The organism is Cyclobacterium sp. SYSU L10401, assembly GCF_010993705.1.
GTDB lineage: Bacteria > Bacteroidota > Bacteroidia > Cytophagales > Cyclobacteriaceae > Cyclobacterium.
In genome coordinates, this window is record NZ_WOFO01000007.1 from 231,590 (window position 1) to 245,246 (window position 13,657).

The window sequence follows — 13,657 nt, forward strand, 5'->3', positions numbered from 1 at the left end:
GATGAGCCATACTTACCTTAGCCAGCAACTGGGCAGACAAATCGTATACCAGGGGAAAACCTACCTGCATTTCAGTGGAACGGCCTATTTGGGAATGGGAGCATTACCGGCATTCAAAAACCTGCTTGTCGCAGGCATCAACCGGCATGGTCCCAATCATGGATCCAGCAGGAACAGTAATGTACAGCTTCCCATTTATGATCAGTTTGAAAGCCGCTTTGCTGAAAACGCAGGGGCTCCGGATGCCCTACTGCTCAGCAGCGGATACCAGGCAGGCCAGCTTGCCCTTGAAACTTTAAGTAAGCAAACTGACCTGACCTGGGTGGCACCGGATTCCCACCCTGCCATATTACCACCCCGGTTCAAGCCCTATAGTGGCACTTTTACGGCTTGGTCAAAGCATTGTATACAAAAGTCAAAAGAGCTGATCGGGCAAAATATTTTGATACTTTCCAATGCCGTAAATCCCCTGAAGCCTGAGATTAGTGATTTTCAATGGACCAAAAACCTATCTGCTGCCAACAGGTATTTTTTGCTGGTGGATGATAGCCATGCCTTTGGGATATTGGGAGATGACTTGTACGGCACCTACTCCCGCTGGAAGGGTTTACCAGTGGAGCTAATGGTATGCGGATCTTTGGGAAAAGCCCTCTCGCTCCCGGCAGGCATCATCCTGGGAGATCGGTTGTGGATTGAAAAGGCAAAAAAAAGCCCCGTTTTCCGCTCCTCTTCTCCCCCAGCACCAGCCTTTCTGGATGCCTTTCTACAAGGCAGGTCATTGTACCTGGATCAAAGGAAAAAACTGCTGAACAATGTGCATCAGATCTATAATGCTTTGTCAAACCAAAAGGGGTTCAACCTTCTAAACAACTATCCGGTCATTACTTTTGCCAATGCTGACTGGGTGGAGCAACTGCACGAGCTGGGGTTTATTTTATCTTCCTTTCCCTACCCTGGTCCTGAGGACAAGCCAGTAAACCGAATTGTGATATCCGCCTGGCACGAGGAGGAAGACCTGATGGCCCTTTACCAGGCACTGATGAAATTGCGCAAAACCAGTACTGATTATTAACTTCTGGTCTCGGAAAGAACCAAAAACTGAGCAGCTTCAGGCTAAAATTTTATTGGTGTGTATAAAAAAATCGGTGCTGGCGGTCTGCATTTGCTTTTTTAATCAGGGTTAAACTCTGAATCAGCCAATTACTCCACCTCGCCTGCCTGTTGGGTTTGCTTCTCGTAAAGCTCCGCATAGGTACCTTTGGCTTGCATCAATTCCTCATGGTTTCCTTTTTCTACTACCCTTCCATCGTCCAATACAATGATTTGATCGGCCAGCTTGGCAGAAGATACCCGATGAGAAATGATAATGGAAGTCCTGCCTTTCATGATTTTTTCCAGCGCATTCAAAATGGCATTTTCCGTTTTGGTATCTACAGCGGAGAGACAATCATCCAAAAGCAATATTCTGGGGGATTTGGCCACAGCTCTGGCGATGGACACCCGTTGTTTCTGGCCTCCGGATAAGGTAATCCCTCTTTCTCCCAGGCGGGTATGGAAGCCTTTTGGAAACTCGGTAATGTTTTGGTATACGTCTGCATCCTTTGCTGCCTGCTCGATGATTGCATCATCCAGTTTCTCTCCCAGACCAAACCCAATATTATTGGTGATGGTGTCACTAAAAAGGAATACATCCTGTGGGACGTAACCTATCTGCTCCCTGAGATTGGCAATATCAAAGGAGCGGATATCATGGCCATCTATCAAAATACGACCTTCTGTGGCATCATACATGCGCATGAGAAGGTTAGCCACCGTAGATTTTCCAGAACCTGTAGTGCCAATAACTGCCAGCGATTCGCCAGCTGCAATGTCAAAACTCACCTTATCCAGCGCTTTAATGCCCGAATCAGGGTAAACGAATGAAAGGTTTTCTACTTTAATATTACCCTTCAGGTCCAGGGTAAGGTGTTCCGTACTGAGGATATCATTTTTGTGGTCCATGAATTCATTGATTCTGGCCTGAGAAGCTGCTGCTCGCTGAACAATACTGGTCACCCACCCCAGGGAGGTCACAGGCCAGGTAAGCATGTTCACATATAAAATAAATTCAGCAATGACTCCATATCCTATGGCCCCTTCAATGACCTGTATCCCACCTACATAGACCGTAATGATGGTACTCAAACCGATCAGCGCCAGGATTAAAGGAAAGAAAAGGGATTGCACCCTGGTGAGCGCAATGGATTTTTCCTTGTAATCTTCACTGGCATTTTCAAATTTCCTGGCACTGTCTTCTTCTCTTACAAAAGATTTGATCACCCGGATACCCGAAAAGGCTTCTTGTACAAAAGTACTTAAACCAGAAAGGCTCCTTTGTATTTTTTCCGACCTTTCATTGATCATGTTGTTTACCACGTAAATGCTCAAAGATAAAATAGGAAGTGGAAGTAGGGAGTACAATGTCAGGGGGACATTCACGGTAAGCATATACCCTATCACCATTGGAAATAAAATAACCAGGTTGATGCCGTACATCAGGGCCGGACCAAGGTACATCCTTACCTTGGAAACATCTTCGGTAATCCTGGCCATGAGGTCACCAGTGCTGTTTTGCCTGAAAAAACTTAAGGGCAAACTCTGGTAATGCCTGTAAATGTCATTTTTGATATCATATTCAATTAGCCTGGACATGGCAATAATGGTTTGCCGGATTAAAAAGAGAAACAGTCCCCGAAGCAAAGCCATTCCCAGGATCAACAGCCCAAATATTAAAATATATTTCATAAAAAAGCTTCTGGCGAGCTCTCTCACCAAACCCCCTTCTTCATAAACCTGATAATAGCTAAAAGTTTCGACCACATAATCAATGGCAATACGGACCAGCTGTGCCGGAATAATGACAAAAATATTGGAAATAAAGGTAAAAACTATTCCCAAAAAAAGGTATAGTTTGTATCGGTATAAAAACTTATTTAATCTCCAAAGGGGCTTCACAAAATAAAAAACTTTTTAATTATCAATATCATTTACAATAGATGTAATATTGCAGGGATTGAACGGAAGAAGTGCCAATAATTAGGCATGTGTTCTGGGCTACCTGAACGCAAATATAACGTTTTCCGATGACCAAAGTTCAATTATTTATTTGTCCTTTGCGGGTACATTTATTAATTTGCAGAAATTTTCGAAATGATAAGCCCATTTGCTTTGAAAGCAGCTTACAGCGTTCATTCCATTACGTTCTTTAATTTCAGTTAATGTTAAACAGAAGAATCCTTAGAGTAAAAGCATTTCAGACACTTTATGCTTATCAGCAGTGCAAGAATTCCAATGCTAATCTGGCGCAGGATTTCATCAGGGAAGCTTTTCTACCTGATCTCAATACCATGGAGATTCAGGACAAAGGCCAATTAAAAAAAGAGGCAGAACAATGCATCCATCTTTTTTTGAATAACCTGAATAAAGGGCAATTGCACGGGACGAACGAATCCAGTGAAAAAATACGACATACAGCCACGAAGGCGATTGATCTTTATCATAAATACAACAAAAAGGACAGAGACTTTTTAAAAAACAACATGTTGACTGCGGTTGAAAATATTCCTGGCCTCTACCTGTATGCCATTAGCATGCTGTTGGGTTTCGGGGAGCATGTCAGAAAGGAAAAGACGAAAAAAAGGATATTTGAAGAGCAGCCGATCATCCATCCTGCTTCTTTTCACAATCTGGCAAACAACAAAGCCCTTGAAATCATCTCAGCCAATCATTCCTTCAAGCGGGAATGCCTCAGGTTTCAGGTTGATTTGGATGATCTGGAGCAGGAGATCAAAGAGTGGTACCGGGAATTGGTTAAGCCGCAGGAGGATTACCAGAAATACATGCGGACTGAAAATCCTACTTTTGAGCAAGACAAAGAGGTACTTCAGGCGATTTTGAAAAAGGTAGTGTTTAAATCTGAAGCACCGCTTAGTTTTTTTCAAGACAAAGACCTGAATTGGTCTGAAAACAAATCAATTGTGAGAAGTTTGGCATCGAAAGTGCTAAAGAATTTGACAGGAAATGAGGAAAGTTCAGACGAAATTCTTCCCGAGCTGGCGCTTAACTGGGAGGAGGACAAGGAATTCTTCCAAAATATATTTAACTTGACCATCACATCTGATGAGGATTTCAGCACCTTGATTGCTGAAAAAACAAAAAATTGGGATGTGGAAAGGATTGCGTTGACTGACAGGATTATACTGATCATGGCTTTGACGGAAATGGTAAATTTTCCAAGTATCCCAACCAAAGTGACCATTAACGAGTACATAGATATATCCAAAACATACAGCACGCCCAAAAGCAAGCAGTTTGTAAACGGGCTATTAGATACCTTATCGAAAGAATTAACCGATAGCGGAAAAATCCGTAAAAGTGGTAGAGGACTTATTGATAATAAATAATACAGATAATGAGTAAAAAAACAAATTCAATATTCGTTTTTGCCTTGGGAGCAGGTATTGGGGCTGTTCTGGGGGTGCTTTATGCGCCGGATTCAGGCAATAACACCAGAGATAAATTGTCTTACCGTTTGGGTAAGTATAAAAATGAATTGGAAGACCTTATCGATGATCTGGTAGAAGGTAAAAGCCTGCCTGATAACCTGGCCAAATCCGAAGGTGACAAAGTCATCACGGAGGCCAAGTCAAAGGCAGAAAACCTGCTCAATGATGTAAATAAGCTGATTGACCAAATTAATAAAGAAAACAACAATTAAAATATTCGTTTATGAATTATTCAAGAATTTCAGTATGGCTTTTGGGGGCTTCCCTTCTGTTTGCAGGAGCTTGCAGCCAAAGCGAGAAGGATGACCGGATTGAAGCTTTGGAGCAAAAAATATCGCAGCTGGAGCAAAACCAGGTGGTGACACCCAGCAATGTACAAAATGTAGCACCGGCAGACCCATCCTCCATTGCAGCCTTTTCGTTTGAGGAAGAAGTTTATGATTTTGGGGCCATACAAGAGGGTAAAACAATAGAACATTTGTTTACTTTTGAAAATACCGGTCAGGCCCCGCTGGTCATTTCAAACATCCAGGCTTCCTGTGGTTGCACCACCCCTGAATGGACAAAAACTCCCGTTAAACCGGGAGAAGAAGGTTTTGTAAAAGTGGCCTTTAATTCATCTGGAAAATCAGGGGTCCAAAGTCCAACAGTGACCATTCAGGCCAATACATCACCAAACGTAACCCGTTTAAGACTTAAAGGAACAGTAAACAGGAATTCGGCTTCAGCATCACAACCCGCTGCAGGTCCAGTTAAAAGATAAAAATGTATAATCAAATATTGCTTCAATTGGATGGTGCTGGTAGTGGCATCATGGGTCAGGTATTTCTCTTTGGTAGTATCATTTTGATCATGTACTTTTTCATGATCAGGCCCCAGCAAAAAAAACAAAAAGAAACCACCAAATTTATTTCTGAAATTAAAAAGGGTGATCATGTGGTTACTGTTGGAGGTATCCATGGGAAAGTCTTCTCCGTAGAAGGTGACATTGTGCAGCTAGAACTGGACAAAGGAATGAAACTTAAAGTGGAAAAATCCGCCCTTTCTCTGGATTACTCCAAAAAATTAAATAATGTCAAATAATTTCCAGTACAGTTGAGTACTTTCGGCAAATACTTCAGGAAGCTAAAACCTGAAAAAACTTCAAACCTGAAAGTGGTAGTCCTATGTGTTTTCACGGCTTCCACTTTTTGGCTTTTGAACGCCCTCAACAAGGACAATTACACCACTACGGTAAACCAGCCAGTCATCATTGACTATGACAGGGAGGAATATATGGCTGTAGCCGATGTCCCCAGGGAAATTAGAATTTCCATCAATGGAAATGGCTGGGATTTGCTAAAAAGACATTTCAAAATCGGTGTTACAGATTTTGAAATCCAACTTGAAGAACCTTCCCAACAGCCCTACCTGCTTACTTCAAATATAGAAAACCAGCTTTCAGAGCATATTGCTTCCACCAATCTGGTAGATATAGTGCAGGACACCTTATTTTATCAAATTGATAAAATCGTATCAAAAAGAATTCAGCTGGCCGCAGATACCAGCTCAAACACGCTGGCTGAAAATCATGCCTATGCCTCAGCCATTCGGATAGAACCTGAAACGGTAATGGTAAGAGGCCCCATTTCAATCATCGAACAACTTGAAGGGAAACTTAAAGTACCCTTAGGCGATCAAAATATTGAGGATGACTTTTCGAGGCTACTCCCCCTGGAATTAGGCAGGGATTTGAGCAGGTTTCTATCCCTGGATGAAGAGTCCGCTCAGGTATCTTTCGAGGTAGAAGAATTTCTTGAAAACACTTTACAACTGGAGATCAACAAGCTTTATTTCCCAAATAATGTAGGCATTGACAGCGAGGTCACAGAAGTAAGAGTTAACCTGTTTGTGGGAGAAAGCAGCATGGAGGACTTTCAAAACCTGGACCTTCGGGCCATCCTGAACTACAACAACCGGAACCGGGAAGACAGTACCATTTCAGTATCTTTAAATACTTTACCTGATTATATCAGGGACGTTTCCTTTGAACCCGAAAGCTTCAAGTTGACCTATGAATAAGCCCAAACCGCTTACGGTTGGTATCAGTGGAGGTATAGGAGCTGGAAAAACATGGGTTGCCAGGATTTTTGCTTTATTGGACATCCCCATCTACAATGCAGATGAAAGAGCCAGGTGGCTTATGGCCCATCAAAAAGATCTGAAGTCAAAGATTCGCTCTGCCTTTGGGGCGCCATCCTATTTTCCGGATGGAAGCTTGAACAGAAAGTACCTGGCGGAGAAAGTCTTTGCAGACCCAGTCCTCACCAACAAAATAAATACCCTGGTCCACCCTGCTGTACGGGAGGATTTCAAGGAATGGGTAGGCAGGCAAGAAACAAACTATGTGTTAAAGGAAGCAGCCTTATTGTTCGAAACAGGATCTTTTCAGGAATTGAATTTCACCATCCATGTCACTGCTGCAGAATCACTCCGAATCGGGCGCATCCAAAAAAGAGATCCCCAAAGGTCCCGGCAACAGATCGATCAAATCATGTCAAAGCAATGGAAAGATGACAAAAAAAATGAATTGGCTGATTTCATTTTATTCAATGATGAAACGAGGCTGGTGATACCACAGGTGCTTCAAATCCATCAAAGTTTGGCCTCAAGCAATCGATAATACCCTTCACCCATCAGATTTCTGCAAGGCTGATTTGGTCCAGATAAAATTTCATCCTCGAATGGTTTTGGTTTAGAAAGTCGATTTTATCAATCCTGTCATATTTATGGTTGTAAAAAACCTCCACATACTCTTTCCCCAATAAATAAAGATTTACTTTATAGGCATAGTAACGAATGGCAACCACAAAAGTCCCTTCTGTATACAATTTTTGTACTTTCTTATGAAGTGTAAGCTTTCTAAAATCCTCTTTACTCATACCACATTTATTGATATCTCTCATCAAACGGTTTTTTTTTGCTTGATGCATCTTTCTAATTTAGGTTTTACGGCTTAGCGAGGATAAAAGTAAATAAATATTGTAAAAATTACACCCGGAATCAGAAGTAATTTAATGATCCCTTCTACCTTTTGCAAGATTGGGTTTTGCATGTTAGTTTTAGGCTTTTTATGGATGGTCAAATTTCAGTTCCTTTATGAATAATAACCACACAATGAAAATCGGGTTCTGGATCGTGTTGTTCGGTTTATGCATGTTACTTTTCAGTGCTTGTTCCGCTTCCCGTAAGATTCGGCAGCAAAACATACAGCAGGTGATTGATACCGCAAAATCATTTCAGGGAACACCCTACCGCTATGGTGGCAGTACCAGAGCAGGCATGGATTGTTCTGCCCTGGTATATTTGTCGTTCCGAAGCGTAGGAATCACCTTGCCCAGGGTTTCCGTGGATCAAAGCAGGGTAGGAAAGCGGGTTTCAAAAAGAAAACTAAAAAAAGGAGATGTGGTATTTTTCGCCACCGGCAGAAGAAGGCGAAGGGTAACCCATGCCGGGATCGTTACAGAAAAAAAGCGTGGTAGTACGTATTTTATTCATGCCTCCACTTCTTTGGGCGTGACAGAAGACCATATTCAATCGAAATATTGGTCCAGAAAGTGGGTCCGTGCCAGGAGAATCTTTTAACCCGCATCAATTAAAATCTCAGGTTAGCGTTAATTTTTCTCATTAAAAAGGTAGTAATATAAAAAATTCAGACAAAGTGTATTAATTTTTAAAACATCCTTTGGTATTCAGCAATATTAACTAATTTTGCACTCGAATTAAAAGTATTGTTCCTATTCATCTTAAAATATAACAATGGCGAATACTGGTAAGATAACTCAGGTAATTGGTCCTGTTGTGGATGTTTCCTTTGAGGGAAGTAAACTGCCAAATATCCTTGATGCGCTTGAATTGACAAAAGAAAATGGCCAGAAAGTTATTCTGGAGGTTCAGCAACACCTTGGTGAAGACCGGGTACGAACCATTGCCATGGACTCCTCAGAAGGCATGGTCCGTGGCATGGCTGTTTTGGACCTGGGTGCCCCCATTTCTGTACCCACCGGAGACAGTATCAAAGGAAGGTTATTTAATGTAGTAGGTGAAGCCATTGATGGATTACCCCAACCTGAAACCAAAAACCGACTTCCCATACACAGATCAGCTCCTAAATTTGAGGATCTAACGACCTCTGCAGAGGTGCTTTATACCGGAATCAAGGTGATTGACCTGATCGAGCCCTATGCAAAAGGTGGTAAAATCGGACTTTTTGGAGGTGCTGGTGTAGGTAAAACGGTACTGATCCAGGAATTGATCAACAATATTGCCAAGGCTTACTCCGGTCTTTCCGTGTTTGCAGGTGTAGGTGAGCGTACGCGGGAAGGTAATGACCTGCTGCGGGAAATGATTGAATCAGGCATCGTAACTTACGGAGATGATTTTGTGAAATCACTGGAAGAAGAAGGAGGATGGGATTTGTCAAAAGTAGACATGGACCGATTGCAGGATTCCAAAGCCACCTTCGTATTTGGTCAGATGAATGAGCCTCCCGGAGCACGTGCGCGGGTAGCCCTGACAGGACTGACCCTGGCTGAATATTACAGGGATGGAGAAGGAGAAGGTGCAGGAAAAGATATCCTTTTCTTTATTGATAATATTTTCCGTTTTACACAAGCAGGTTCTGAAGTGTCTGCCCTCTTGGGTAGGATGCCTTCAGCGGTAGGGTATCAGCCTACTTTGGCCCCCGAAATGGGTGCCATGCAAGAGCGGATTACTTCGACCAAAAATGGATCCATTACCTCGGTACAGGCAGTGTATGTGCCTGCCGATGACTTAACTGACCCGGCCCCGGCTACCACTTTTGCACACCTTGATGCTACTACGGTACTGTCAAGGAAAATTGCGGAACTGGGTATCTATCCGGCTGTGGATCCATTGGATTCGACTTCCAGGATCCTTGAACCAGGCATTTTGGGTGACGAACACTATGATTGTGCTACCCGGGTAAAGGAGATCTTGCAGCGCTACAAAGAATTGCAGGATATCATTGCCATTTTGGGTATGGAAGAGCTCTCTGAAGAGGATAAAATGATCGTACACCGTGCCAGAAGAGTACAACGATTCTTGTCTCAACCCTTTCACGTGGCGGAACAATTTACCGGCCTTAAAGGTGTATTGGTAGACATCAAAGATACCATCAAAGGATTTAACATGATCATGGACGGTGAACTGGACCATTTACCTGAAGCTGCCTTTAACCTGGTAGGAAACATCGAAGATGCCATTGCCAAGGGAGAAAAAATGCTGGCTGAAGTAAAATAAACAAAGGGTTGTTTTGAAGGGCAAGCTTCTTGTTCACCATAAAGAGAAATCATGCATTTAGAAATCATTACCCCGGATAAAAAAGTATTTGAAGGAGAAGTATCAGAGGCCACTTTTCCCGGCGCAAACGGCTCCTTTCAGGTCTTGAAAAACCATGCTGCCATCATATCTGCATTGGATAAGGGGGCTGTTTCCTATACCACGACAAATGGACGAAAATCTCTGGTCGTGGAAGGAGGAGTGGTGGAAGTAAACGATAATAAAATTATTGTACTGGCCGAAAAAGTAATTGCCTGATCGGTAAAAAATACTATAAAAAAGGGTTTCGGAGCTATTCCGTAACCCTTTTTTGTTTTCCCTCTATTTCCCTAAAAAATCCAGGGCTTTTTTCACCGAGCCCTTCTCTGTAAGAAGGGCTTTGGCTTGCTCATAATCAACGATTCCAGCCCTTTTCATCAACATTTTCACACCTCGATCAATGATTTTATCGTTGATAAGCAGCACATTAACCATCTTGTTATCCTCTACCCTTCCCAACCTGATCATGGCAGTGGTGGAAATCATATCAAAAATCATTTTCTGGGCAGTCCCGGCCTTCATACGGGTACTTCCGGTCACAAACTCCGGTCCGGTGATCACCTCTACAGCAAAATCTGCCTCAGAGGCAATGGGGGATTCCGGATTGCTGACAATACATCCTGTCGGAATGCCATTTTCCCTGCAAGCCTTAAGCGAGGCCCACACAAAAGGAGTAGTGCCACTGGCAGAAATTCCCAATACAAAATCTCCGGCTGATATGTCCTGGCGCTGCAAGGCCAGCCATCCTGCCTCCCTGTCATCCTCTTCTTCCTCCCTGGCCTCAATCAGGTGTTCCACTCCCCCGGCAAGTATAACATTTACCATTCCCCTGGGTATCCCATAGGTGGTTGGCAACTCTATGGCATCCAAAACCGAAAGCCGGCCTCCGCTTCCAGCTCCCAAATAAAACAACCTCCCACCGGCTTCCAGCTGCTCTACGATCTTTCCTATCAGCAAATTGATTTCTGGCAGGGCTTTTTCTATGGACAGGGCTACTTTTTTATCCTCATTATTGATGTGAGCTGTCAGTTCTTCTACAGACATTTTTTCCAAATGCCTGTAGAATGAGTCTTTTTCTGTGATCTTTGTCATGGATAATTCATTTTGAGAAGATGTTTTTTATTTCAAAGGTTGCTGCATTAAATCGTAGGTCCGGAAGAGGTATTGGCGCTGTCCTGGGCAATTCCTGCCGAAGCTTTTATGACTTTCAGGTCCTGTCTCAATTTTTGAGAAAAAATAGCGACATCGGAACTATGGATGATGATGTTGACCACTTCATTTCTGGAAATGGGAATGTGTTCTGGATCAATAAAGACAAAGTCAAAGCCGGCACTTTCCATGGCACCGGGCCACAATGGATTGTGGGAGGTGATGCAGGTACCAAATACCAATTTATCCGTTTTGATTTTGTTCAAAAAACCCATATTTCTATTCATTTACCGGGGGGCTGATTACGTTGAGGTACCTTCCCATCCAATAGGGCAACAACCAAATATCTCCCGCACTGTTTTCCTGGGTGCCAGCCCTTCCACCATCCAGTCCAAACCGATTGGCATTGTGCTTTCGGATTTGCAATTCATCAGGAGGAAGAACCTCTCGGGTGCTTTGTCTCCGGAAATTTTCCTCCAACAACTCAATATCCTTCCGGTGACTGTTTTTTACCGTCCAGTTGATCATATCCAGGGGGTATTCCTGTAAGTACCAGACAGCCTCCTTTGAATCAAAATTCTCAGGTGAAACCATGGCCGTAAAAATGTTCCAAAGCCCCTCCTTTTCGGGTCTCTCCGCTTCCCAGTGGTCGATAATGGACGCTTTGTATTTTTCTTTCAGCTCCTCAGTAAAGGCATATCGGTACAGGCCCCAATAGCCCAAAAAGTACATTTCATCATCAGAATGGTTCCAGGATTCAGAAAGCATGGCCGCCCAGTCATCACTTCCCTCTTTCGCTTTGCCAATACCTTCCATGGGACGCATCATGTTTTCCAGGTATCCATGATTCTCCATCAAATCATACGCTTCCTGCTTATAGATTTCCTTTCCGGTAAAGTGATAAGCTGTCTGCAACATGGCCACAATATTAGAGGAATTTAATTTCCGGTCACCTACCATGGTGGGAAAACCATTCACGTACTCCGGATTCCACTTTCCCCAGGTAGTGGGTTTCCCATCATAATCAATAAGGTACCAGTCGTTATCTACAATGTGCTGCATGAGTTCGTCCAATAGCCGGATGGCCTTGGCCCGAATGCTTTCTTCATTCACCAACTCTGCTATCACTCCAAATACAAATACATGACCAATGGCTTCATCACTGCTGGTGGTAGCCTTCCAATCCCACTCAGGATCTGAAGCATGCTGCCATCGCTCCGGATCGGAGAGCCTTTCTATGTACCCACTTCTCTCAAATGACCTGGAGGGGAATCCCTCTATGGGATTAATGGTATACAGCCGCTCCATGGCATCCAGAGATTCTCTTACATTTTGCAGGGCATCTGCTGAGCCCGTCACTGCATATCGAAAGGCTTCCCCACCCAGATACATAGAAGTCCATAGGCCATCATTATCGGAATCACCAAGCCTGCCAGAATTTACATTCCCCTTTTCCATTCCAACCAGGCTGGCATTAAAGCCATGCCGAATATGCCTTTCCCTTACCTGCCGATCATAAAAATCGGCTTTTTCTGCCAGGGTATAGGTAGCAAACACCAGTTTACCCAGTCCCTGGTCTGTCATCAAAAGCACTTCATCCTCATTCTTAGGGCTGATGTGAACAACTTTTTCACCAGGTAGCCACCTTTCCCCGAAATAGTAATTGAACTTCCCATCTTCCCTGAGCATGAAGGCACCCATTTCAGACCCAAACCAAAGCAAACCGTTGATTTCTGTTATCGCCGTTAATTCCGGCCATGGCAGGGCATTGTTCTTTTCTTCCAGCACCCGATTTTCAGAAAGGTCCCATTCGAAGAAACCATCCTGTGTACCAACGGCCAATCTATCCTTTCCGCTTCGTAGTTCGAAACAAGTAAAATTACTTCCTGAAGTAAGGGTATCTATGCTTTGGTTGTCCAAAGAAAAGGTCCGAATAGCGTCTGCCGAAAGCAAGTAGAAAACTTTTCTCCCGCTATCGTATTTAATATCCAGAATTTCTGATCCATTTGTGCTGCCTTTCCAGATTATGCCTTCCTTTCCAAGCCAATGGAGCTGCTCTCCATCTGAAACCAAAAAATGGAACCCTTCTGCTTGTGCAAACAACCTGGCACCCGGAAGTTGATGAAGCAAATACAGGCTACCTGCCCAGGCGTTGCTAAATACAGCCCTGTCATCCAGATAGACAAACTGCTCCTCCACCAACAACATGTCCTTGATAGCCTTATCCTTCATGGGCAGGTAAGTTCTGTCCGGAATCAATGTTCCGGGATAAAGAAAGGCACCTGCATGGGTTCTCATTAATCCATTAGCTGACAATACTTGTACCGTGCCATTTCTGTCAGAATAGGTTTTTTTAAAATCCTGGTCCTTTTCTTCAGCAAAGTATTTTACTCCATACTCCTGAACAAATGGGTGATCTAAATGGATATTCTGGCTATATGCCGGTAGGTTTTGGGCCTGCAGTTTGAATGTACCCAAAAATATCCCCAGTAGCAACAGGGATTTGAATTGTAAGCGCTTCATAAGCATAATTTAATTGGTGATAGTATTTTTGAAATGCTTCATCAAAATCAGCAAATCTCTTT

General features: G+C 43.2%; 14 protein-coding genes and 1 pseudogene. 10 read left to right on the top strand and 5 right to left on the bottom strand.

Annotation, left to right across the window (positions count from 1 at the left end):
- Position 1 precedes the first annotated feature (1 nt).
- Complete coding sequence (locus GL182_RS17090) at positions 2-1,072, top strand: aminotransferase class I/II-fold pyridoxal phosphate-dependent enzyme (protein ID WP_163380984.1); 1,071 nt, start codon at positions 2-4, stop codon at positions 1,070-1,072.
- A 128-nt stretch (positions 1,073-1,200) separates the two neighbouring features.
- Here GL182_RS17090 and GL182_RS17095 read toward each other — a convergent pair whose 3' ends face one another.
- The gene (locus GL182_RS17095) at positions 1,201-2,994 is read right to left on the bottom strand and encodes an ABC transporter ATP-binding protein (protein ID WP_163380985.1); all 1,794 of its coding nucleotides are present in this window, start codon (positions 2,992-2,994) and stop codon (positions 1,201-1,203) included.
- Between the two features lie 263 nt (positions 2,995-3,257).
- Here GL182_RS17095 and nusB point away from each other — a divergent pair, with 263 nt between their 5' ends.
- From nusB to coaE, 6 genes are read left to right on the top strand one after another with little or no spacing between them, the layout of a single operon-like run.
- Positions 3,258-4,442 (top strand): transcription antitermination factor NusB, encoded by a 1,185-nt coding sequence (gene nusB / locus GL182_RS17100; protein WP_163380986.1) that lies wholly within the window; start codon positions 3,258-3,260, stop codon positions 4,440-4,442.
- An 8-nt stretch (positions 4,443-4,450) separates the two neighbouring features.
- A complete protein-coding gene (locus GL182_RS17105) occupies positions 4,451-4,756 on the top strand; it encodes a YtxH domain-containing protein (RefSeq protein WP_163380987.1) in 306 nt (101 codons plus the stop codon).
- A gap of 11 nt (positions 4,757-4,767) precedes the next feature.
- Positions 4,768-5,307: a DUF1573 domain-containing protein gene (locus GL182_RS17110; protein ID WP_163380988.1), complete on the top strand. Its 540-nt coding sequence runs from the start codon at positions 4,768-4,770 to the stop codon at positions 5,305-5,307.
- A gap of 2 nt (positions 5,308-5,309) precedes the next feature.
- Entirely contained in the window at positions 5,310-5,627 is a 318-nt protein-coding gene (gene yajC, locus GL182_RS17115) for a preprotein translocase subunit YajC (RefSeq protein WP_163380989.1), read from the top strand.
- A gap of 12 nt (positions 5,628-5,639) precedes the next feature.
- Positions 5,640-6,605 carry a YbbR-like domain-containing protein gene (locus tag GL182_RS17120; protein WP_163380990.1) on the top strand — a complete coding sequence of 322 codons (966 nt, stop codon included), beginning with the start codon at positions 5,640-5,642 and terminating at the stop codon, positions 6,603-6,605.
- Positions 6,598-7,206, top strand: coding sequence for a dephospho-CoA kinase (gene coaE / locus GL182_RS17125; protein WP_163380991.1), 609 nt, complete (start codon positions 6,598-6,600; stop codon positions 7,204-7,206). Before GL182_RS17120 ends, coaE begins: the two co-directional genes overlap by 8 nt.
- A gap of 13 nt (positions 7,207-7,219) precedes the next feature.
- Here coaE and GL182_RS17130 read toward each other — a convergent pair whose 3' ends face one another.
- The gene (locus GL182_RS17130) at positions 7,220-7,465 is read right to left on the bottom strand and encodes a hypothetical protein (RefSeq protein ID WP_163381048.1); all 246 of its coding nucleotides are present in this window, start codon (positions 7,463-7,465) and stop codon (positions 7,220-7,222) included.
- 217 nt (positions 7,466-7,682) lie between these two features.
- Here GL182_RS17130 and GL182_RS17135 point away from each other — a divergent pair, with 217 nt between their 5' ends.
- The 3 genes from GL182_RS17135 (at position 7,683) to atpC (ending at position 10,142) form a co-directional block, all read left to right on the top strand.
- Positions 7,683-8,168: a C40 family peptidase gene (locus GL182_RS17135; RefSeq protein ID WP_163380992.1), complete on the top strand. Its 486-nt coding sequence runs from the start codon at positions 7,683-7,685 to the stop codon at positions 8,166-8,168.
- Positions 8,169-8,342: 174 nt separating this feature from the next.
- Complete coding sequence (gene atpD, locus GL182_RS17140) at positions 8,343-9,845, top strand: F0F1 ATP synthase subunit beta (RefSeq protein WP_163380993.1); 1,503 nt, start codon at positions 8,343-8,345, stop codon at positions 9,843-9,845.
- Between the two features lie 51 nt (positions 9,846-9,896).
- Positions 9,897-10,142: an ATP synthase F1 subunit epsilon gene (gene atpC, locus GL182_RS17145; protein ID WP_205603676.1), complete on the top strand. Its 246-nt coding sequence runs from the start codon at positions 9,897-9,899 to the stop codon at positions 10,140-10,142.
- A gap of 63 nt (positions 10,143-10,205) precedes the next feature.
- Here the strand turns inward: atpC and GL182_RS17150 are convergent.
- The 3 genes and pseudogenes from GL182_RS17150 to GL182_RS17160 all read right to left on the bottom strand — a co-directional run.
- Positions 10,206-11,018 (bottom strand): annotated as a pseudogene (locus GL182_RS17150) (N-acetylmuramic acid 6-phosphate etherase); the annotation flags it as partial.
- A 44-nt stretch (positions 11,019-11,062) separates the two neighbouring features.
- Entirely contained in the window at positions 11,063-11,338 is a 276-nt protein-coding gene (locus GL182_RS17155) for a hypothetical protein (RefSeq protein ID WP_205603677.1), read from the bottom strand.
- Between the two features lie 13 nt (positions 11,339-11,351).
- The gene (locus GL182_RS17160) at positions 11,352-13,595 is read right to left on the bottom strand and encodes a hypothetical protein (protein ID WP_163380996.1); all 2,244 of its coding nucleotides are present in this window, start codon (positions 13,593-13,595) and stop codon (positions 11,352-11,354) included.
- Positions 13,596-13,657: the final 62 nt, after the last annotated feature.

What these genes read in the sequence shown, in the direction of transcription:
- GL182_RS17135 (WP_163380992.1), top strand. Translation starts at nt 7,683, where the DNA reads ATGAATAATAACCACACAATGAAAATCGGGTTCTGGATCGTGTTGTTC.
- GL182_RS17105 (WP_163380987.1), top strand. Translation starts at nt 4,451, where the DNA reads ATGAGTAAAAAAACAAATTCAATATTCGTTTTTGCCTTGGGAGCAGGT.
- nusB (WP_163380986.1), top strand. Translation starts at nt 3,258, where the DNA reads ATGTTAAACAGAAGAATCCTTAGAGTAAAAGCATTTCAGACACTTTAT.
- GL182_RS17130 (WP_163381048.1), bottom strand. Translation starts at nt 7,465, where the DNA reads ATGAGTAAAGAGGATTTTAGAAAGCTTACACTTCATAAGAAAGTACAA.
- yajC (WP_163380989.1), top strand. Translation starts at nt 5,310, where the DNA reads ATGTATAATCAAATATTGCTTCAATTGGATGGTGCTGGTAGTGGCATC.
- coaE (WP_163380991.1), top strand. Translation starts at nt 6,598, where the DNA reads ATGAATAAGCCCAAACCGCTTACGGTTGGTATCAGTGGAGGTATAGGA.
- atpC (WP_205603676.1), top strand. Translation starts at nt 9,897, where the DNA reads ATGCATTTAGAAATCATTACCCCGGATAAAAAAGTATTTGAAGGAGAA.
- GL182_RS17110 (WP_163380988.1), top strand. Translation starts at nt 4,768, where the DNA reads ATGAATTATTCAAGAATTTCAGTATGGCTTTTGGGGGCTTCCCTTCTG.
- GL182_RS17090 (WP_163380984.1), top strand. Translation starts at nt 2, where the DNA reads ATGAGCCATACTTACCTTAGCCAGCAACTGGGCAGACAAATCGTATAC.
- GL182_RS17160 (WP_163380996.1), bottom strand. Translation starts at nt 13,595, where the DNA reads ATGAAGCGCTTACAATTCAAATCCCTGTTGCTACTGGGGATATTTTTG.
- atpD (WP_163380993.1), top strand. Translation starts at nt 8,343, where the DNA reads ATGGCGAATACTGGTAAGATAACTCAGGTAATTGGTCCTGTTGTGGAT.